The organism is Geobacter sp. PheSNFMC (assembly GCF_059620965.1).
This window is the reverse complement of sequence record NZ_JCAMRN010000013.1, coordinates 1-19,734: the sequence shown is the minus strand read 5'-3', so window position 1 is coordinate 19,734 and position 19,734 is coordinate 1. Positions and strand designations below refer to the sequence as shown.

15 protein-coding genes are annotated in these 19,734 nt (G+C 63.4%); 13 read left to right on the top strand and 2 right to left on the bottom strand.

Going from position 1 to position 19,734, the window contains the following annotated elements; translation table 11 throughout:
- Window position 1 precedes the first annotated feature (1 nt).
- The 10 genes from murD to AC6CDK_RS04390 all read left to right on the top strand — a co-directional run bounded on the left by murD (window position 2) and on the right by AC6CDK_RS04390 (window position 11,990).
- A complete protein-coding gene (murD, locus tag AC6CDK_RS04435) occupies window positions 2–1,360 on the top strand; it encodes a UDP-N-acetylmuramoyl-L-alanine--D-glutamate ligase (protein ID WP_039646837.1) in 1,359 nt (452 codons plus the stop codon).
- Window positions 1,357–2,478 (top strand): putative lipid II flippase FtsW, encoded by a 1,122-nt coding sequence (gene ftsW, locus AC6CDK_RS04430; RefSeq protein ID WP_192905374.1) that lies wholly within the window; start codon window positions 1,357–1,359, stop codon window positions 2,476–2,478. Before murD ends, ftsW begins: the two co-directional genes overlap by 4 nt.
- Entirely contained in the window at window positions 2,475–3,569 is a 1,095-nt protein-coding gene (gene murG / locus AC6CDK_RS04425) for an undecaprenyldiphospho-muramoylpentapeptide beta-N-acetylglucosaminyltransferase (RefSeq protein WP_192905373.1), read from the top strand. Before ftsW ends, murG begins: the two co-directional genes overlap by 4 nt.
- A 2-nt stretch (window positions 3,570–3,571) precedes the next feature.
- A complete protein-coding gene (gene murC, locus AC6CDK_RS04420; RefSeq protein WP_039646832.1) occupies window positions 3,572–4,960 on the top strand; it encodes a UDP-N-acetylmuramate--L-alanine ligase in 1,389 nt (462 codons plus the stop codon).
- Between the two features lie 18 nt (window positions 4,961–4,978).
- Window positions 4,979–5,881 carry a UDP-N-acetylmuramate dehydrogenase gene (gene murB, locus AC6CDK_RS04415; protein WP_192905372.1) on the top strand — a complete coding sequence of 301 codons (903 nt, stop codon included), beginning with the start codon at window positions 4,979–4,981 and terminating at the stop codon, window positions 5,879–5,881.
- 29 nt (window positions 5,882–5,910) lie between these two features.
- Window positions 5,911–6,861, top strand: a complete 951-nt coding sequence (locus AC6CDK_RS04410; protein ID WP_192905371.1) for a D-alanine--D-alanine ligase — start codon at window positions 5,911–5,913, stop codon at window positions 6,859–6,861.
- A gap of 11 nt (window positions 6,862–6,872) precedes the next feature.
- Complete coding sequence (locus tag AC6CDK_RS04405; protein ID WP_039646826.1) at window positions 6,873–7,703, top strand: cell division protein FtsQ/DivIB; 831 nt, start codon at window positions 6,873–6,875, stop codon at window positions 7,701–7,703.
- 16 nt (window positions 7,704–7,719) lie between these two features.
- On the top strand, window positions 7,720–8,955 hold the full coding sequence (gene ftsA / locus AC6CDK_RS04400) for a cell division protein FtsA (protein ID WP_039646824.1): 1,236 nt from the start codon (window positions 7,720–7,722) through the stop codon (window positions 8,953–8,955).
- A gap of 51 nt (window positions 8,956–9,006) precedes the next feature.
- The gene (ftsZ, locus tag AC6CDK_RS04395; RefSeq protein ID WP_039646822.1) at window positions 9,007–10,158 is read left to right on the top strand and encodes a cell division protein FtsZ; all 1,152 of its coding nucleotides are present in this window, start codon (window positions 9,007–9,009) and stop codon (window positions 10,156–10,158) included.
- A gap of 158 nt (window positions 10,159–10,316) precedes the next feature.
- Window positions 10,317–11,990 (top strand): radical SAM protein, encoded by a 1,674-nt coding sequence (locus AC6CDK_RS04390; protein WP_192905370.1) that lies wholly within the window; start codon window positions 10,317–10,319, stop codon window positions 11,988–11,990.
- A 5-nt stretch (window positions 11,991–11,995) separates the two neighbouring features.
- On the opposite strand, the gene shc is transcribed toward AC6CDK_RS04390, so the two are convergent.
- Complete coding sequence (gene shc / locus AC6CDK_RS04385; RefSeq protein ID WP_039646818.1) at window positions 11,996–14,188, bottom strand: squalene--hopene cyclase; 2,193 nt, start codon at window positions 14,186–14,188, stop codon at window positions 11,996–11,998.
- 83 nt (window positions 14,189–14,271) lie between these two features.
- On the bottom strand, window positions 14,272–14,883 hold the full coding sequence (locus tag AC6CDK_RS04380; RefSeq protein WP_039646816.1) for a TetR/AcrR family transcriptional regulator: 612 nt from the start codon (window positions 14,881–14,883) through the stop codon (window positions 14,272–14,274).
- A gap of 130 nt (window positions 14,884–15,013) precedes the next feature.
- Here AC6CDK_RS04380 and AC6CDK_RS04375 point away from each other — a divergent pair, with 130 nt between their 5' ends.
- From AC6CDK_RS04375 to flhF, 3 genes are all read left to right on the top strand, one after another.
- A complete protein-coding gene (locus AC6CDK_RS04375) occupies window positions 15,014–15,895 on the top strand; it encodes a radical SAM protein (RefSeq protein WP_039646814.1) in 882 nt (293 codons plus the stop codon).
- Between the two features lie 420 nt (window positions 15,896–16,315).
- Entirely contained in the window at window positions 16,316–18,406 is a 2,091-nt protein-coding gene (gene flhA, locus AC6CDK_RS04370; RefSeq protein WP_039646812.1) for a flagellar biosynthesis protein FlhA, read from the top strand.
- On the top strand, window positions 18,396–19,734 hold a 1,339-nt coding region (gene flhF, locus AC6CDK_RS04365), incomplete at its 3' end, for a flagellar biosynthesis GTPase FlhF (RefSeq protein ID WP_496639733.1). The genes flhA and flhF, both read left to right, overlap by 11 nt.

Genomic DNA, 19,734 nt, shown 5'->3' with positions numbered 1-19,734 from the left:
CATGGACCTTGAAGGAAAGAACATACTCGTTGTGGGCCTCGCCCGGACCGGGGTGGCGGTCGCCCGCTTCCTGGCCGCGCGGGGCGCACGGGTGACCGTGACCGACCTGCGGGACGAGACCGCCCTGGCCGGTCCGCTGGAGCAACTGGCCGGCCTCCCTGTGACCTACGTGCTGGGACGCCACGACGAGGCTGACTTCGCTGCGGCCGAAACGGTGGTGGTAAGCCCGGGCGTGCCCCAGGAAAGCCCCTATCTCCAGGCGGCGCGGCGGGCCGGGCGTGAGGTCGTTACCGAGATCGAGCTTGCGTCCCGGTTCATCACCGCGCCTCTGGTGGCCATCACGGGCACCAACGGCAAGACGACCACCACGACCCTCACGGGCGAACTCTTCGCGGGATGCGGATTCCGGACGTTCGTTGGGGGAAACATCGGCAATCCGCTCATCGAACTGGTGGAGACCGGGGCAACAGTGGACCGGGTGGTGGTTGAGATCAGCTCCTTCCAGCTTGAATGGATCCGCTCGTTCCGGCCCACGGTCGCGGTGCTCCTCAACATCACCGAGGACCACCTGGACCGGTACGCCACCTATCAGGAGTATATCGACGCCAAGGCCCGGATTTTCGAGAACCAGACCGCGTCGGACTGGGCGGTCCTCAACATGGACGATCCGATCGTGGCGGGGCTCGCCGGCAGGACGCACGCCGCAGTGTTCCCCATGAGCCGGCAACGGGAGCTTAGCGAGGGGATATTCTGCCGGGACGGGGTCATCACCTTCCGCCATGGCGGCCGCCAGGAGCGGTTTCCCACGGACCGCTTCAGAGTCACCGGGGTCCACAACATCGAGAACATCATGGCATCCCTGGCCGCCGCGCTGCTTCTGGGATGCAATGCCGAACGGGCGCTGGCATGCGTTGAGGCGTTCGGCGGACTCCCCCACCGGATGGAACTGGTGCGCGAACTCAACGGCGTCCGCTACTTCGAGGACAGCAAGGCCACCAATGTGGGAAGCGTGGAAAAGGCGCTGGCAAGCTTCAACGACATCACCCTCATCGCCGGCGGCAAGGACAAGGGGGGAAGCTATGCCCCCCTCGCCGGCCTCGTGGCCGAGCGCGTACGGCACATGATCCTGATCGGCGAGGCAAAGGAGCGGATGGCCCACGAACTGGGACATCTTACGGACACCCGCATGGCAGCGACCCTGGAAGAGGCCGTGGAACTGGCCGCCTCCCTGACGCTGCCGGGGGGAGTGGTCCTCTTCTCGCCCGCCTGCTCCAGCTTTGACATGTTCCGCGATTACGAAGAACGGGCGCAGCGGTTCCGCGCCGCCGTGGACGCGCTGAGTCCGGGAGGCGCGCCGTGAACCTGGGCCTGAACGTAAGGGAGATCGAGCGCTACGACCTCGTGATCCTCCTCATGGCGGTGGCTCTCACCTGCTTCGGGGTGGTGATGGTCTACTCGGCCTCCTCGGTCGTGGCTACCAAGAAGTTCCACGACGGGTTCTACTTTCTCAAGCGCCAGGGCGTTTACGCGCTCCTCGGCTTCGGCGTCATGGCCGTTGCCATGCGGATTGACTACCGCATCTGGCGCGAGTACGCCGTCCCGATCCTGTTGGGCTGCCTCTTTCTCCTGTTTCTCGTCTTCATCCCGGGAATCGGCGGAGCGGCCAAGGGGGCGTCCCGGTGGATCAGGCTGCCGGGATTCAATTTCCAGCCGTCGGAGCTGGCAAAGATCGCACTCATCGTTTACATGGCCTATTCGCTCGATAAAAAACAGGATAAGGTAAAATTCTTTTCCACGGGCTTTCTCCCGTACATGGTGCTCCTGTCCGCCGTCCTGCTGATCCTTCTCAAGCAGCACGACCTGGGCGCGGCCCTCACCATGGGACTGGTGGCCATCATCATGCTCTTCGCGGCGGGGACCCGGCCGCGCTACATCATCGCCATGGGGATGGTGGCTCTGCCGATTCTCTACTTCCTCGTCATGAACGTGGATTACCGGCGCCGGCGCATCCTTGCCTACCTCAACCCGTGGGAGGACCCCACCGATACCGGCTTCCAGATCATCCAATCGTGGCTTGCCTTCGGCAACGGCGGGGTGCTCGGCCAGGGGCTCGGCGAGGGCAAGCAGAAAATGTTCTATCTTCCCGAGGCCCACACGGACTTCATCCTGTCGGTCACCGGCGAAGAGCTGGGGCTCGTCGGCGTGACGGTCATCGCCGCCATGTTCCTCATGCTGGTCCTGCGCGGCGTCCGGGTGGCGCTCATGGCCCAGGAGCCCTTCGGGCGGTTCCTGGCATTCGGCATTGCCACGCTGCTCGGGATCCAGGCGTTCGTCAACATGGCGGTGGTGACGGGGCTCCTGCCCACCAAAGGCCTGGCGCTTCCCTTTATCAGCTACGGAGGAAGTTCATTGATAGTGACACTGTTCGCGGTGGGGATCCTTCTCAATATCTCGACGCGGCTCAAGGGGGCGCCATGAAGCTGCTGATAGCCGGAGGGGGAACGGGCGGGCATCTCTTCCCGGGCATAGCGGTGGCCGAGGAATTCCTCGCCCGCGACAAACGGAACGAAGTCCTCTTCGTGGGGACCTGGAAAGGGATCGAGGCGCGGGTGTTGCCCAAAACGGGGTACCGGCTCGAATGCATCACCGCGGCCGGCATCCGGGGCAAGGGGAGTCTGGCCCGGGCCAAGGGGCTTGCCAAATTCCTCTACGGCTACGCCCAATCGCGCAAGATCCTGAAGGAGTTCAGTCCGGACCTGGTGCTCGGCGTCGGCGGATATGCCTCGGCGCCCGCCCTGATGGCGGCGCGGGGGATGCAGATCCCGCGTTTCATCCACGAGCAGAACGCCATCCCGGGCTTCACCAACCGGATGCTGGCCAAGGTGGCAGACAAGATATTCATCTCCCTCGAGGAGTCGCGGACGTATTTTCCCGAGGACAAGACGCTCCTGACCGGCAATCCGCTCCGCCGCCAGATCCTGCAGCAGGTTGCCCTGGCCGAACGCCGGGAGCGGGGCGATGACGCCTTCCATCTCCTGGTCTTCGGCGGCAGCGCCGGCGCCCACCGGATCAACCTGACCATGGGCGAGGCTCTGTCCTTCCTGAAGGAGATGAAGGAGAGGCTGCGGATCACCCACCAGACCGGGGAGAACGATCTGGAAGATGTGACCGCCGCCTATGAAGAGCAAGGCTTCGCAGCCGACGTAGTGGCCTTCATCGATTCCATGGCCGATGCCTATCGCTGGGCAGACCTGATCGTCTGCCGGGCAGGGGCCACCACCATCGCCGAGGTAACCGCCTGCGGCAAGCCCTGCATCTTCATCCCCTATCCCCACGCCGTGGACGACCACCAGCGCCGCAACGCCGAATCGCTCCTCAAGCGGGGAGCCGGGTTCGTCATTATCGAGCAGGAACTTTCAGGCAAGGTGCTGGCACAAGCGATCCGCGACCTCATGGACGACCAGGCGCGGCTCAAGGCCGTCGGCGAGGCGGCCCAGGGGCTTGCCCGGCTGGATGCGGCCCAGGCCATTGTCGACGAGATGGTGGCACGCACAAGGAAAGAAGAGTAACCATGTACGGTAAAATAGAGAAAATTCACTTCGTCGGCATCGGCGGCATCGGCATGAGCGGAATTGCCGAGGTGCTCCTCAACCTGGGGTACAAGGTGTCGGGCTCCGATCTGAAGCAGTCCGACACCACCGACCGGCTCGCCTCGCTCGGGGGAGAAATCCGCTTCGGGCATGCCCGGGAGAACCTGGCCGATGTGGACGTGGTGGTCACCTCCACGGCGGTCCGCGACGACAACCCGGAGGTGGTCGAGGCCAAGCGGCGGATGATTCCGGTGATCCCCCGGGCCGAGATGCTGGCGGAACTGATGCGGATGAAGTACGGCATCGCCATCGCGGGCACCCACGGCAAGACCACCACCACCTCCATGGTGGCGACGGTTCTTACCCACGGCGGCATCGATCCCACCATCGTCATCGGCGGCAAGCTCAACACCCTCGGCACCAACGCCAAGCTTGGCCAGGGCCAGTTCCTGGTGGCCGAAGCCGACGAGTCGGACGGCTCGTTCCTGAAGCTCTCGCCTACGATTGCGGTGGTGACCAATATCGACGCCGACCACCTCGACTTCTATACCGGCGGGATCGATCAGATCAAGGACACCTTTGTCGACTTCATCAACAAGATTCCCTTTTACGGGCTGGCAGTACTCTGCCTGGAAGACCGCAACATCGCCGAGATCCTCCCGCGGGTGAAGAAGCGCTTCGTCACCTATGGCCTTTCGTCCCAGGCCGACATCCGTGCGACCCACATCCGGCTCGAAGGGGGGACCACTTCTTTTGTGGCCCACTACAAGGGATACCGCATGGGTGAGGTATCCTTCTCCATGCCCGGCGCCCACAACGTGCTGAATGCCCTTGCCTGTATCGCCGTTGCCATGGAGCTGGACGTCCCCTTCCCACAGATTCAGGAAGGGTTCGCCACGTTCGGCGGGGTAGGACGGCGTTTCCAGGTAAAGGGAGAGACGGACGGCATCACCGTGGTTGATGATTACGGCCACCATCCGGCGGAGATCCGGGCCACCCTGGCTGCCGGCAAGAGCGGCTGGCCCGAGAGGCGGCTCGTGGTGGCGTTCCAGCCCCACCGGTTCAGCCGGACCAAGGAACTGTTCACCGAGTTCGTCACCTGTTTCTACGACGCAGACGTGCTGGTCCTGACGGATGTTTATCCGGCCGGCGAGGCCCCCATTGAAGGTGTGTCGGCCGAGCGACTGGCCGAGGAGATCCGCAAGCACGGCCAGCGCGACGTGACCTATGTGGCCGACCGGGAGGTGCTTCCCGAGCACCTGCTGACGGTCGTGCAGCCCGGCGACATCGTGCTGACCCTGGGGGCGGGAAATATCTGGCAGTCCGGCGAGGCGTTCCTCGCGAAACTGAAAGAAGCCCGGCAGTCCTAGCGGGCCCGGAGTGGTTCTTTGAACGATCGGTTGGCGGCACGGCTTGAGGCGGAAGTGCGGGGGGAGATCCTCCGGGACGAGCCCATGGCGCGCCATACGTCGCTGAAAGTGGGCGGCCCGGCGGACTTCTTCGTCACCCCGGCCGACCCCGACGACATGCGGGTGCTCCTGGCACTTCTGGCCGAAACCGGCACTCCCTGGCTGGCAGTGGGGGGGGGCTACAACCTCCTGATCCGCGACGGAGGCTTTCGGGGCGTCGTGATTTCGCCGGCGCGCATGACCACCCTGGAGCGGCTCGAAGGAAACCGGGCCGGGGTGGGGGCCGGAGTGGCCAATGGCAGGCTGACGGTCTTTCTCCGGGACGAAGGCCTTGCCGGCCTGGAGTTTCTCTGTGGGATTCCCGGCACCGTCGGCGGTGCCCTTGCCATGAATGCCGGCGCGCACGGCAATGCCATTCTCGACCGGGTCGAAGAGATCCTGACCATCGGCACTGCGGGCTTCGAGCGCAAGGGGCGTGAACTGTTCGATTACGGCTACCGGTACCTCAGGCTGCAACCGGGAGAAATCATCATCGGGGCCACGTTCGTGCTCGATCCCGCCGATCCCCGGCGGATCGGCGAACGGATCGACGGGTACCGAGCCCACCGGGCCGCCAGCCAACAGGTCGGCTTCCCCAATGCGGGGTCTTTCTTCAAGAACCCGCCCGGTCAGGCGGCCTGGCGGCTGATCGAAGATGCGGGGCTCAGGGGGGCTCGGGTGGGAGGAGCCCAGGTGTCCGAGGTCCACGCCAACTTTCTGGTCAACCGGGGGGGGGCCACGGCCGCCGATTTCCTGGCCCTGGCAGCACGCATCAAGGAGGCGGTGAAGCTCAAAAGCGGCACGGCTCTTGAAGAAGAAGTCAACATTTTCGGTGATGAGTAAGGGGTTGTGATGCCTCGCGCGGAGCGGCAATGACGAGGGATGAGTTGAAAACCAGGAAGATAGGCGTACTTATGGGAGGGCTCTCGGCCGAGCGCGAAGTGTCCCTTGCCAGCGGTGGCGCTGTGTTGAAGGCCCTCCAGAGCCGGGGATATGACGCGGTTCCTGTGGACGTCGGCCGGGATCTCCCGCAGGTCCTGGTCCGGGAGTGGATCGATGTTGCCTTCATCTGCCTCCACGGCCGCTACGGGGAGGACGGAACCGTCCAGGGACTGCTGGAGCTCATGGGCATCCCCTACACCGGATCGGGAGTCCTGGCCAGCGCCCTTGCCATGAACAAGATCGTCGCCAAAGAGGTCTTCGCCGCCCGGGGGCTCACGATCGCCCCCTACCGGGTCGTGCGCCGGGGCGAGGCGGTTGACCCGGTGGCGGAAGGATTCGGCTACCCGGTGGTGGTGAAGCCGTCCCAGGAAGGGTCATCGGTGGGGGTGAGCATCGTGAAGTCGCCGGAAGAGCTTCCTTATGCCCTGGAGACCGCCTTCCGCCATGATGACGATATCCTGGTGGAGCGCTTCATCAAGGGGCGCGAGATCCAGGTCGGGATCCTGGACGACCGGGCCATGGGGGCCATCGAGATCGTTCCCGTGAACGAGTTCTACGACTTCGAGGCCAAGTATACCGCCGGCAAGGCCGAACACATCTGCCCGCCTGCACTCCCGGCGGAACTGCACTGCAGGCTCCTGGCCGAGGGGGAAGCGGCCCACCGCGCCCTGGGATGCTCCGGCTACAGCAGAGTCGATTTCCTCGTGACGGAAGGGGGCGAGTGTTATCTCCTGGAGGTGAACACCCTGCCGGGAATGACCGCCTTGAGCCTTCTGCCCGAGATCGCCCTCAAGGAGGCCGGGACCGGCTTCGAGGACCTGGTGGAGAGGATTCTGGTTTCCGCAGCGCTGAAAATCAAGGGGGAAGGGGCCGGAAGCTAGGCGCGGGGCATATGCGCGATCTGCACGTCAAGACACGGATAAAGCCGGCCCAGACCCGCAACCGCGTGAAGCGGGAGCGCAAGCCGATCAACTGGCGTCCTCTCATTACCTGGGGGAGCCGGCTGGTCTGCGGCCTGGCCGGTCTGGCAACGGCGGGAGGCATCTGCTATGGTGGATACCGCTACCTCTCCCAGTGGGAGTTCGCGCCGCTGCCGCTGAGGGAGATCGAGGTTTCGAAGCTTCAGCGCCTCAAGCGGGACGATGTGATCGCGCAGGCCGGAGTCCGTCCCGGAGATTCGATGCTCGGGCTGAGACTGCAGGACATCGGCAGTCAGTTGGCCAAGAACCCTTGGATCGACAAGGTGCAGGTCAGGCGCTATTTCCCCCACACCCTCGCCATCGAGGTGGTGGAGCGGGTGCCGGTGGCCGTGGTGAACATGGGATTCCTCTACTACATGGATGCCGGCGGCACGGTCTTCAAGCCGCTCACCCAGGGCGACAGCCTCGATTACCCGGTTATCACCGGAGTCACCGAGGAGGACCTGGCGCGGGACCCCGTCGGTACCCGCGAAGCCCTGAAGGGAACCGTGGCGCTCATGGAACAGTTGCGCAGGGGTAAAGGGTTCACCCTTGCCGACGTATCTGAGATTCACCTGGACAAGGGCTTCGGCCTTACGCTCTTTACCGCGGCCGGCGGGGTGCCGGTCCGACTGGGCAACGGCGGCTACGAGGCCAAGCTCGCCCGCTTCGTCCGCATTTACGGGGAGCTCAGGGAACACATGGCGGCGGTGGAATACATCGATTGCGACTATCTGGACAAGATCATAGTGAAAAAAGGCTAGCAAGGGGGGGAACGGTATGTCGGGAAGAAGGGATAATCTGATCGTCGGGCTCGATATCGGCACGACGAAGATCTGCGCCATCGTCGGCAACGTGACCGAGGACGGCATCGACATCGTCGGCATCGGCACAAGTCCCTCCCGGGGGATGCGCAAGGGGGTCGTGATCAACATCGAGAGCACCGTCGAGTCGATCAAGAAGGCGGTCTCCGAGGCGGAACTCATGGCCGGCTGCGACATCCGCTCGGTCTATGCCGGCATTGCCGGCGGCCACATCAAGGGGATCAACTCCCAGGGGGTCATCGCCATCAAGAACCGCGAGGTGAGCTCCGAGGACGTGAAGCGGGTCATCGACGCGGCCAAGGCCATCGCCATTCCCATGGACCGGGAAGTGATCCACATCCTTCCCCAGGAGTTCATCATCGATGATCAGGACGGCATCCGCGAGCCCCTCGGCATGAGCGGGGTGCGGCTCGAGGCCCGGGTCCACATCGTTACCGGCGCCGTGGCCAGCGCCCAGAACATCATCAAGGCCTGCAACCGCGCCGGGCTCGACGTGGCCGACATAGTCCTGGAGCAACTCGCCGCCTCCGAGTCGGTCCTGTCGGCAGACGAAAAGGAACTGGGGGTGGCGCTCATCGATATCGGCGGCGGCACCACCGATATTGCCATTTTCGTGGACGGCGCCATCAAGCACACGGCGGTCTTGTCGCTGGGCGGCAACCACCTGACCAACGACATCGCCGTGGGGCTGCGCACGCCCATGGCCGAGGCGGAGAAGATCAAGCAGAAGTACGGCTGCTGCATGGCATCCCTGGTGGGCAAGGATGAAACCATCGAGGTGCCCAGCGTGGGCGGCCGCAAGCCCAGGGTCCTTTCCCGCCAGCTCCTGGCCGAGATCCTGGAGCCCCGGGTGGAAGAGATATTCACCCTGGTCAACCGGGAGATCGTCAAGAGCGGTTTCGAGGACCTCATCGCCTCCGGGGTCGCCATCACCGGCGGCACCACCATTCTGGAGGGGATGCCGGAGCTGGCCGAGCAGGTCTTCAATCTGCCCGTGCGCCGGGGCCTGCCCCAGCAGATCGGCGGGCTCACCGACGTGGTCAACTCGCCGGTCTACGCCACGGGCGTGGGACTCGTCGTGTACGGGAGCAAGAACGTGGGTATTCGCGAATTCCCCACGGCCCAGACCGACGAGAACATGTTCCGGCGGGTAACGCGGCGGATGAAAGAGTGGTTCGGGGAATTCTTCTGATTCGGTTCATTCACGTGCATCATCATAGTTAGACCAACAAGGGGGTAGGGTATGTTCGAATTCGATGAGAGCATTGACCAGTGTGCAAAGATCAAGGTTGTCGGCGTGGGCGGCAGCGGCGGAAACGCAGTCAACACCATGATTGAGTGCCAGGTCGGAGGGGTTGACTTTCTCGTGGCCAACACGGATGTGCAGGCCCTGCGCATCTCCAAGGCACCCACCAAGATCCAGATCGGGCGTCAGCTCACCAAGGGGCTCGGGGCGGGTGCCGATCCCTCCCAGGGGCGCGAGGCGGCCCTGGAAGACCGGGAGCAGGTGGCGGAACTCCTCAAGGGTGCGGACATGATCTTCGTGGCCGCTGGCATGGGGGGCGGCACCGGTACCGGGGCGGCTCCGGTCATCGCCGAGGTGGCCAAGGAAGTGGGAGCACTCACCGTGGGTGTGGTGACCAAGCCCTTTTCCCGCGAGGGCAAGCAGCGCCTTTCCAAGGCTGAAGAGGGGATTCGCGAACTCAAGAAGCACGTGGATTCGCTCATCGTCATCCCCAATGACCGGCTCATCGGCCTGGCCGGCAAGTCCATGTCGATCATCGACGCCTTCAAGCCGGCCGACGACGTGCTCCGCCAGGCGGTCCAGGGGATCTCGGACCTGATCACCACCAGCGGCTTCATCAACGTGGACTTCGCCGACGTGAAGGCGATCATGGGCGAGCGCGGCATGGCCATGATGGGTATCGGCATCGCCTCCGGCGAGAACCGGGCCGTGGAAGCCGCCCTGCGCGCCATCTCCAGCCCGTTGCTGGAAGAGGTGGACATCTCCGGCGCCAAGGGCGTCCTGGTGAACATCGCCGGTTCCTCCTCCATGACCATGGACGAGTTCGAGGCGGTGAACCGGTCCATCCACGAGAAGGTCCACGAGGACGCCAACATCATCATCGGCGTCAGTATCGACGAGACCCTGGGCGACCAGCTCAAGGTGACGGCCATTGCCACCGGCTTCGGCGACCGCTTCGACATGGAGAAGGCCCGCCAGGAGCTGAAGAACGTCACTCCCTTCGGCAAAGCCGAGGTGAACCGCGACATCCCGACCTTTGTCCGCAACCAGCAGACCCGCGAGCCCTCGCTCTCGCGGCAGAAGGCGTTTTTCATCGACGACGAGGATCAGTACGACATCCCGACCTTCCTGAGGAAGTCCGTCGACTAGCAGCATCTTCCGGCGCGCTGGCCGCGGCCAGCAGGCGGCACGCCGGAGCAGTTCCGGTCTCTGCTTTCATTCCCCGGCTCCCCATTTACCCCCTCCAGGGGGGCCGGGTCTTTTTTTTCCTTTTTCCCTCTTCTCCCTTCGTGGTACCCTGATCCCCCATGTCGTGGAAAATCATCGAGAAAAACCGCCGTCTCCTGAGCCGGGAGGAAGGCTTTTCCCCCAAACGGCGCGGCGGCAAGCTGACCGTCTGCCTGGTCTACCCCAACCGCTATGCCGTGGGGATGAGCAACCTGGGGTTCCAGGCGGTCCACGCGCTGCTGAACGAAGAGCCCGACATCCTCTGTGACCGGGCCTTTCTCCCCGATGCCGACGATCTGCGGGAGTACCGCAGGAGCAATACGAAGCTCCTCTCCCTGGAGTCGGGGGAGCCCCTCGGCTCCTTCGATATCATTGCCTTTTCGGTTTCCTTCGAAAGCGACTACCTGAACATCCCGGTCATCTTCGACCTGGCCGGCATTCCGCCCCTGGCATCGGAGCGGACCCCTTCCCATCCCCTCGTTATGGCCGGAGGCGCGGCCCTGTTCCTCAATCCCGAGCCGGTGGCGGATTTTCTCGATCTGATCTGCGTGGGGGAGGGGGAGGAGCTGCTGCCCCCGTTGCTGGAACTGGTGCGGGACGAGGGGATCGTCGAGCGGGAGCCTTTTCTGGCCCGGGCCGCGCGTCTGCCGGGAATCTATGTGCCCTCCTGCTATGGCCTGAACTACGACGGCGTTCGCGTGGTCGGCCGCCGGGCGGTTCGCGGTGCGCCGGAGCAGGTGCAGCGGCTGCCGATGGCTGAACCGGACCGGCGGGAGAGCGTGTCCGAGATTTTGACGCCGGACACGGAATTTTCCGACATGTATCTCATGGAGGTCTCCCGGGGGTGCCCCCGGGGGTGCCGCTTCTGTGCGGCCGGTTTCATCTACCTTCCCTACCGCCAGCGTTCCCTTGACGAACTGAAGCGCCAGGCCGTGGCGGGGCTGGCCCGCCGTGGGAAGATCGGCCTCGTGGGCGCGGCGGTCTCCGACCACCGGGACATCGGCGAGCTCTGCCGGTTCATCCTGGAGAAGGGAGGGAAGGTGTCGGTTTCGTCACTGCGGATCGACCGGCTCGACGACGACATGATCGAGGTGCTCAAGGCGAGCGGCCACAAGACGGTGGCCCTGGCGCCGGAGGGGGGCAGCCAGCGGATGCGCGACCTGGTGCGCAAGAACCTGACCGAAGAGCAGATTCTCGCCGCCTGCGACCTGCTGATCGGCCACGATATCCTGAACCTGAAGCTCTACTTCATCATCGGGCTCCCCACCGAGACCACTGACGACCTGGAGGAAATGGTCCGCCTGGTGGGGAAGATCCGCGAGCGGGTCATCGCTGCGGCCCGGAAGAACAGGCGCCTCGGTGAGATCATCCTCTCGGTTAACCCCTTTGTGCCCAAGCCGTTTACCCCGTTCCAGTGGTGCGGCATGGAAGATACGGCCTCTCTGGAGAAGAAGCTTAGCTACCTCCAGCAGGCAGTGAGGAAACTGTCAAACGTCCGGCTCATTGCCGAGAGCCCCAGGGACGCCTACCTGCAGACACTCCTCTCCCGGGGCGACCGCCGGCTCTCCGCATTTCTGCTCCGGGCCGCCGAATTAGGGAGCTGGAAGCGGGCCGCCCGGGAGTTCGCTGTCGACACCGATTCGCTCGTCTACCGCAACATTCCCCTTGACGAAACATTGCCCTGGGATGTCATTGGCAGCGCCGGCGTCGACCGGCTCAGGCGGGAATATCTGGAGGCGTTCCCTCGGCAGTGAGGCCGCTATCGTTTCTTGATCCTCTCCAGCCAAGGCAGATGGAGATCGCCGGGTGATGCATGGCGACGTTCGTCCTGACAGGCCTTTTGTCCTGAGCTGAGCCGTGAATAGACGCCGAGCGCCCACAGGGGAAAGAAGTGGCGGTACCCATGGTAGCGCAGGTAAAAGACCCGTGGGAAACCGGTACCGGTAAAATGCTTTTCCTCCCAGGTTCCCCATTGATTCTGGTGGTCGAGCAGGTAGCGCACGCCCCGCCGGACGGCCAGGCTGTGGACCTCTCCCGCGGCCATGAGCCCCAGGAGGCTCCAGGCGGTCTGGGACGGGGTGCTCGCCCCCTTGCCGGCCAGCGAAGGATCGTCGTAGGAATAGCAGGTCTCTCCCCATCCCCCATCGTGGTTCTGGCATGACGTAAGCCATCCCACCGCCTTGCGGATATAGGGCTGCTGCATATCTTCACCGGCCTGCCTGAGGCCGGACAGCACCGACCAAGTGCCGTAGATGTAGTTCACCCCCCAGCGGCCGAACCAGGCGCCGTTTTCTTCCTGCTCCGAGCGCAGGAACCCGATCCCCCGCGCGATGGGCGGAAACGTCCTGTCGAAACCGACCATGGAGAGGAGCTCGATGCAGCGTCCCGTCAGGTCCGATGTGCTCGGGTCGAGGAGCGCCCCATGGTCGGCGAACGGGATGTCGTTCAGGTAGTGGTGGTTGTTGTCGATGTCAAAGGCGGCCCATCCGCCGTCACTGCTCTGCATCCCGAGCACCCAGTTCACGCCGCGGGCGATCCGGTCGCGGTAGAGCTCATTCTCCAGCGCGCCGGCCCGCAGAAGCGACATGATGACCTTCGATGTGTCGTCCAGGTCGGGATAGAGGGTGTTCTCGAACTGGAACGCCCATCCACCCCCCTCCAGGTCGGGAGCCTTCAGCGACCAGTCTCCGGGCGAGAGGATCTGCTGTGACAAGAGCCATTCAACGGCCTGTTTCGCCGCGGGGTGGCTCGCCGGCATGCCCGCTTCCATGAGCGCCGAAAGGCTCAGGCAGGTGTCCCAGATCGGGGAATTGCACGGCTGGCAGATGCTGCTGCTCCTTGTGCCGTCCGCTGCCGCGTGGGCAGAGGGGGTGAGGGCAAAAGCCGCAGACATGCCGCTGTCGATGCACGCGCCGTCCGGGCGGGGGGAATCTGCCTCCTGCGGAGTGCGATGCTGGAGCAGGTCGTCGATGGCCTGCAGTCCGCGGATATAGTCAGGGTCGTCTTCCCCGCAGCCGAGTACGCGGAGGGCCATGACCGCATAGGCCATGGCCGGGAAAATGGCGCCGATCCCGCCGCTGCCCTGCATGTGGGACCTGGTCCACTGTTCTGCTTCGGCAATGGCTTTCCGGTGCAGGGCGGAAGGAATGTGCCGGTTGAAACGCTTGAGCAGGCGGTCGAGGATGATGAAGGCGTTTTTCCGCCAGTGCCCCGGTTGAAAGCCATCCAGGTGGCGCAGTTTGTCGGGCGGCGTGCTGAACAGCTCGGGAACCCCCTCCTCGGGCCGCAGCCGGCACACGGGCTGTTTGGCGTAGAGCAGCAGCAGAGGGACAATGACGGTTCTCGACCAGTAGGATACTTTGCTCAAATGGAAGATAAACCACTGGGGGAGAAGCACGATTTCCACGGGCATTGCCGGCGGGGTATGCCAGGGGATCTGGCCGAACAGGGCCAGCAGGATACGGGTGAACACATTGCATCTGGCCGCGCCGCCGAGGCTGAGGACCATGAGGCGCGCGCGTATCATGTGGGGTGCCTGGGGTGAGTGCCCCAGCACCTTGAGGGCGAGATACGCCTTGACCGTGGCGCTGATGTTGGCGAATCCGTCCTCGGCGTAGAGAGGCCAGCCGCCGTCGGGCAGTTGCCTGTCCAGGAGATAGTTCTCCAGCCGCTTCCCCAGTTCCGGGGGAATCTCCCTGCCGAGGAACCGCTGAAGCATGATGTACTCAGACGGTATCGTAACGTCCGCCTCCAGTTCGAAAACCCAGTACCCCTCCGGGTTCTGGAGCGCCAGGAGATACTGCTCCGCCTTTTTGACAGCCTGACGGCAGTGGACGGCCTTTCCCGTTACCTCTTTTATGGGTGCGATGGTGGTGCGTTCTTCCTCAATCGGCCGCCCGGCCTTCTTGTTGCCGGCTATTACGGCAAACTTGTGGAGTATTCCCTTTGCCATTCGAGTCTCCTTTCCCTTGAGCGGCAAGAATATTAACTACGGTATCTTCAGTTAACAGTGTAAACGGTGCGGTGAAAAAATTTTCAGGTGCCAAAGCCGGCGAGCAGCCCGTCCACCAGTGTCTCTGCCTGAAGGGCAGCGTCCACCATGGGAAAGTCAGCCGTGTAAATCCGCGAGGTCACGACGCCATGGACGGCGGTCCATAATGTCTGTGCGAGAAGGGCTGCGTTCATGGGGCGGAGCGCGGCAGCCGCCATGGCCCCTTCAACGGTCTGGAGGATATGGAAGTAGGTCCGCCGTCCCATGCTGTCCTTTTGCAGGAATTCCGTTGGCGAACCATAGACGACAGGGCTTGTGAAGAAGGCGACCTTGTAGTGGCCGGGATTTGCCAACCCGAACTCGATGTACCTCAAAAGACAGAGCCGCAACACCTGCAATGGGCTGCTGTGCCCCTTCGAGATGTCCTGGTAGCTCTGGAACAGCTTGGCGAACAACTCTTCGCAGAGAGAATAGAGGAGGTCGTCCTTGTCGCGGAAATAGAGGTAGATGGTTGTGGGGGAGTGCTCGATTTTGGCCGCAAGCTTACGCATGGAGAACCGTTCGTACCCGATCTGGGAGAACAGTTCCCGGGCGGCGTCGAGAATCTCCTGGCGAAAGAGAGCCTTGTGTTTTTGTCTGCGTTCTCGTAAAGTCATGATGCTTAACAGTGTTAACTAAACTTTTCACAAAATAGAGGATCACTGGCGTGCTGTCAAGCGTTGATTGGATGGAGAGGGGGATTGGTCCGGGACTATCGGCTGGCGTTCGGGTGACGGGGAGGTGACCATGCCCACCTATGTCGAACCCGTGTTTCGTCCGCCGAGCGAGGCGCGCAGTCTCATCTTCCAGATAACCATCGGCTGTTCCCAGAACCACTGCGCCTTTTGCGGCATGTACAAGACGAAACGGTTCAGTCTGAAGCCCGAGGCCGAGGTTCTGGCCGAGATCCATGGCATCCCGGCACGCTACCGTCCCGTGGTGGACCGGGTATTCCTGGCCGACGGCGACGCCCTGGTCTATCCCTTCGACGGGCTCGCAACCATCCTTGACCGGCTGGCGTCGGTGTTCCCGAATCTCACGCGGGTGGGCTCCTACGCATCACCCCGGAGCCTGGCCACCAAGAGCGTCGGGGAGCTCCGGCATCTGCGGGGGAAAAAGCTCCGTATCCTCTACTTCGGGCTGGAGTCGGGGGACGATGCGACCCTGGACGCGGCCAACAAGGGGTTTGCGGCCGAGGAAATGGCACGGGAAGCCCTGAAGGCGCGGGAGGCGGGCATGAAGCTCTCGGTGACCGCCATCCTGGGGCTGGCCGGCCGAGGTCGCAGTCTCGACCATGCCCGGGCAACCGCGCAATGGATCAACCGGGTCAGTCCCGAGTATTTTTCTCTCCTCACCCTCTTCCATCGCCACAATGACGAATTCATCCGCACCCTCGACCTGTGCACACGGCGGGAGCTGCTGCACGAGGCGCGGGAGCTTCTTGCCCATCTGGCGCCAGCCAGGACGATTCTTCGCTCCAACCATGTCTCCAATTTCCTGGAGCTGGCCGGCAGCTACCCCAAGGACCGGCAGCGGCTCATTGCCGAGGTGGATGCCGCCCTGGCGCGGCTCGACAAGATGCCCGGCTTCCTCGACGAGGTTCCCGCCTACGGCGAAGAATACTACTGAGACTCGTCCCTCCTTTGGCAGTCCTCATGCACGGTGCCGACTGCTCCACCCGCTGTCGCGCCGTGGCACCGTTCTGACTGTTGTTCTGCATGGAAACGCCGTTCCCCGGAAACGGGGCGGCGTTTTTTTTCATCTGTTGTGATGGGTATGGTGGTTTGGAGTGCTTTCCTGATTTATCGGCTTGTTCGGTGGGGGGTCAAAACATTGACGGGCCTGTTTCAAAAAGCTGTCGATACGACATCACATGATCCGTATCGGTCAACTCTCACTATTCTTTAGCCCTTTCCCTGAAAAAAGATTCCCCGCCCGCCGGATTCAATCCGATGGTGTTGCTTTGTTCCCTCTCCAGTCGGCTGGCACAACGGTTGCAGATAGTGTGGTGCGCACGAAAAGCGCCTGATTTTACGAGAGGATTTTCTCATGGCCAACATGGCGGCGGACGCAGTCGAACTCCAGCCTGTAAAAAGCAATTCGGATATCTATATGGCCCTGGCGCTCATCGGCGTCCTGGCCCTGATGATCATCCCGTTGCCGGCGTTTCTGCTGGACCTGTTCCTGGCCGCCAACATAACCATTGCGCTGGCGATTCTGTTGGTGGCCCTCTACACCCAGCAACCCCTGGATTTTTCGGTGTTCCCGTCTGTGCTGCTGGTGACGACGCTCTTCCGGCTGGCGCTGAACGTGGCCGGTACCCGGCTCATTCTCCTGCACGGAAACGAAGGGATCGATGCCGCCGGGCATGTGATCAGGGCCTTCGGCCAGTTCGTGGTCGGGGGCAACTACGTGGTCGGCGCGGTTATCTTCCTGATTCTGGTCATCATCAATTTCGTGGTCATCACCAAGGGTGCCGGCAGGGTGGCCGAGGTGGCTGCCCGCTTCACCCTGGATGCCATGCCCGGCAAGCAGATGGCCATCGACGCGGACCTGTCCTCGGGGCTCATCAACGAGAAAGAGGCCCGGCGCCGCCGGTCGCGGGTGTCGCGCGAAGCCGACTTCTACGGCTCCATGGACGGTGCCAGCAAGTTCGTGCGTGGCGACGCGGTCGCCGGCATTCTGATCATGCTGGTGAACATCATTGGGGGCTTCATCATCGGTGTCTGGCAGAACGGCATGCCCCTGGAGGCCGCCCTCTCGAACTACACGCTGCTGACCATCGGCGAGGGGCTCGTGGCCCAGATCCCGGCACTCATCATCTCCACTGCCGCCGGTATCATCGTGACCCGCTCGGCAGACGAGAAGAACTTCGGCCACGAAATTTCGGGCCAGTTCCTCAACTATCCCAAGGCATTCTATGTCTCCTCGGGCGTTCTCTTCGCCTTCGGCCTCATCCCCGGGCTACCCCATGTGGCCTTCTTCCTTTTGTCCGGAGCGGCCTACATGGGGGGGCGGATGGCCAAGGAGAGCGCCCAGGTGGTGGAGGACGACCTCATGACGCTGCCGGCACCGTCCGAGGCCGGCGAGTCCGGCGACCAGGCCGGCGCCATCCGTCCCCTGGACATGCTGGAGCTGGAGGTCGGGTACGGCCTCGTCCCCATGGTGGATGCGGCTCAGGAGGGCGAGTTGCTGGAGCGGATCCGCTCGATCCGTCGCCAGTATGCCCAGAAGATGGGGTTCGTGGTGCCGCCGGTCCACATCCACGACAATCTGCAGCTCAAGCCCCACGAGTACAACATCCTCATCAAAGGGGCCAAGGTCGGCGGCGGCGAGATGGCCGGGCAGTACCTGGCCATGGATTCGGGCGCCGTTTCCATGCCGGTCGAGGGCATCCGGACCACGGAGCCGGTCTTCGGGCTCCCCGCCATCTGGATCAGGCCCGAGCTGAAGGAACAGGCCCAACTGGCGGGCTACACCGTGGTGGACAGCACCACCATCATCGCCACGCACATCAGCGAGATCATCCGCAAGCATTCCTACGAAATGGTGGGCCGTCAGGAGCTCCAGCAACTGCTGGACAACCTCTCCGCCTCCTTCCCCAAGGTTGTTGAAGAACTGGTGCCGAACCTCCTGAACCTGGGGACCGTGCTGCGCGTCGTCAAGAACCTGCTGCGGGAAGGGGTTTCCATCCGCGACCTGCGGACCGTGCTGGAGACCCTGGCCGACTACGGCGGGCTCACCAAGGACCCTGACACCCTGACCGAGTTCGTCCGCCAGGGCCTGGGTCGCTCCATTGTGGAGCAATACAAGCGGGACGACGACACCCTCTGCCTCATCAGCCTCGACCGCCGGGTCGAGGAGGTCGTGGCCGAGGCGATCCAGCCGTCGGACCAGGGGAGCTATCTGGCCATCGAGCCCAATACGGCCCAATTGATCCTCTCCGGGGTCCGGCAGGAAATGGAAAAATTCAACCAGATCGGAACCCAGCCGGTGCTGCTGGCTTCGCCATCCATCCGGCGACATGTCAAGAAGCTCACGGAACGGTTCGTGCCCAATCTGGTGGTTCTGTCGCACAACGAGGTGCCGTCAGGCATAAAAATTCAATCGTTAGGGGTGGTGACGCTCAATGCTGGTTAAGACTTTCGAAGCGGTGGACATGTCCGAGGCCCTCAAGATGGTGAAGGCCGAACTGGGGCCAGACGCCATGATCATTTCTTCCAAGAAGGAGCGGAAGAAGGGCTTTCTCGGCTTCTTCAGCAAGCCCGTGATCAAGGTGACGGCGGCCCTTGAGGTGAAGCCGCGCCAGCCGGTGCCCAATCCCTACCGGGAGGCCCAGGAGCAGAACCTCTCGGCCAAGGAGATGCTGGAGAACTCCATGCTGGCCCCCCTGGCCCGGGAGTTGAAAGACCTGCGCCTGAAGGTGGAGCAGATGACGCGCCAGGAAGCGGAGGCCAAGGCCAAGGCCGCCGAGGCGCAAAGCCGCGAGGAAAGTGCCGCTGCCGCCGAGGCCTCTGCCCCGGCGGCCCGTGAGTTCAATCCGCGCTCCATCCCCAGGCAGGACCTGGAAGAGATGAAGAAGATCCTCTTCAAAACCCTGGCCGCAAAGGAAGCGGGGGCGGAGCAACCCGCCGAAAAAGCCGAGGCCGCCCCGGCGCCGGCCAAGGCTCCGCAGGCCGAGACCGAAAAAGCATCCGGCGGCATCAAGGCTGCGCTGCGGGTGGTGGTGACCGAGCTCCATCGCAAGGGGCTCGAGCGGGGCGCCATCAGGGCCGTCATGGACCATCTGAAGCCGGAGGCCCGCAAGGGGGGAACCGTGGAGGCGATCCGTTCGTTCCTGCCCCAGGCATTCAAGAGCGCCATCAAGTGCTCCGGCCCCCTGACCGTCAAAAAGAACGGCCCGCGGATCATCGCCCTGGTGGGGCCGACAGGGGTCGGCAAGACGACCACCATAGCCAAGCTGGCCGCCCACTATGCCCTGCGCGAAGGGCACCGGGCCGCCCTGATCACCATCGACAACTTCCGGGTGGGGGCTGTGGAGCAGTTGAAGACCTACTCGCGCATCATGGGCGTGCCGGTGGAGGTGGCTGCCACCGCGGCGGAGCTGGAGGCGGCCATCGAGCTCCACTCCGACAAGGAGCTGATCCTGATCGATACGGCCGGCCGCAGCCACAAGGACAGCGAGAAGATCGAAGAGCTCAAGGGGTTTCTGGAATCGCGCTTCGCCATTGAGATTCATCTTTGCCTGGCAGCCACCACCAGGGACCTGGAGGTCCTGGAAATAGTGGAGCGGTTCGGCGTCCTGCCGGTTTCCCGCGTGATCTTCACTAAGCTGGACGAGAGCGAGAGCTACGGCAGCATCGTCAACGCCCATCTGCGGACCAAGTTTCCGCTTTCCTACTTCACCACCGGGCAACGGGTGCCCGAAGATCTGGAAATTGCAACTCCCGGCAGACTCGCCGGGCTGG

What these genes read in the sequence shown, in the direction of transcription:
- murG (WP_192905373.1), top strand. Translation starts at nt 2,475, where the DNA reads ATGAAGCTGCTGATAGCCGGAGGGGGAACGGGCGGGCATCTCTTCCCG.
- AC6CDK_RS04380 (WP_039646816.1), bottom strand. Translation starts at nt 14,883, where the DNA reads ATGACTTTACGAGAACGCAGACAAAAACACAAGGCTCTCTTTCGCCAG.
- ftsZ (WP_039646822.1), top strand. Translation starts at nt 9,007, where the DNA reads ATGTTCGAATTCGATGAGAGCATTGACCAGTGTGCAAAGATCAAGGTT.
- flhA (WP_039646812.1), top strand. Translation starts at nt 16,316, where the DNA reads ATGGCCAACATGGCGGCGGACGCAGTCGAACTCCAGCCTGTAAAAAGC.
- murC (WP_039646832.1), top strand. Translation starts at nt 3,572, where the DNA reads ATGTACGGTAAAATAGAGAAAATTCACTTCGTCGGCATCGGCGGCATC.
- shc (WP_039646818.1), bottom strand. Translation starts at nt 14,188, where the DNA reads ATGGCAAAGGGAATACTCCACAAGTTTGCCGTAATAGCCGGCAACAAG.
- murD (WP_039646837.1), top strand. Translation starts at nt 2, where the DNA reads ATGGACCTTGAAGGAAAGAACATACTCGTTGTGGGCCTCGCCCGGACC.
- ftsA (WP_039646824.1), top strand. Translation starts at nt 7,720, where the DNA reads ATGTCGGGAAGAAGGGATAATCTGATCGTCGGGCTCGATATCGGCACG.
- AC6CDK_RS04410 (WP_192905371.1), top strand. Translation starts at nt 5,911, where the DNA reads ATGACGAGGGATGAGTTGAAAACCAGGAAGATAGGCGTACTTATGGGA.
- AC6CDK_RS04390 (WP_192905370.1), top strand. Translation starts at nt 10,317, where the DNA reads ATGTCGTGGAAAATCATCGAGAAAAACCGCCGTCTCCTGAGCCGGGAG.
- AC6CDK_RS04405 (WP_039646826.1), top strand. Translation starts at nt 6,873, where the DNA reads ATGCGCGATCTGCACGTCAAGACACGGATAAAGCCGGCCCAGACCCGC.
- AC6CDK_RS04375 (WP_039646814.1), top strand. Translation starts at nt 15,014, where the DNA reads ATGCCCACCTATGTCGAACCCGTGTTTCGTCCGCCGAGCGAGGCGCGC.